At 71.9% G+C, this 331-nt stretch carries 1 protein-coding gene; it reads left to right on the top strand.

Annotated features, from left to right (window positions below):
- On the top strand, window positions 1-331 hold a 331-nt coding region (locus tag ACLEQD_RS45335; protein WP_410392064.1), incomplete at both ends, for an Ig-like domain-containing protein.

Raw genomic sequence — 331 nt, 5'->3', positions numbered from 1 at the left:
GGCTCCGGTCATCGCGGCGCCCACGTCCGGTCAGCTTGTGACGACCCAGACGCCGGTCCTCTCCGGCACGGCGGAGGCGAACAGCACCGTCACCGTGCGCGAGGGCACCACCATCCTCTGCACCGCGACGGCCAATGCCTCCGGTGCGTGGTCCTGCACGTCGTCTTCGCTCGCGCAGGGGGCGCACACGATCTCCGCGACGGCTCGGGATGCCGCGGGCAACACGGGTCCGGCCAGCACCTCCGTTCCCTTCACCGTCGACTCCGTTCCCCCCGTGGCTCCGGTCATCGCGGCGCCCACGTCCGGTCAGCTTGTGACGACCCAGACGCCG

The organism is Corallococcus sp. 4LFB (assembly GCF_046520365.1).
Taxonomy (GTDB): domain Bacteria; phylum Myxococcota; class Myxococcia; order Myxococcales; family Myxococcaceae; genus Corallococcus; species Corallococcus caeni.
This window is presented reverse-complemented; position numbering and strand designations above follow the sequence as displayed.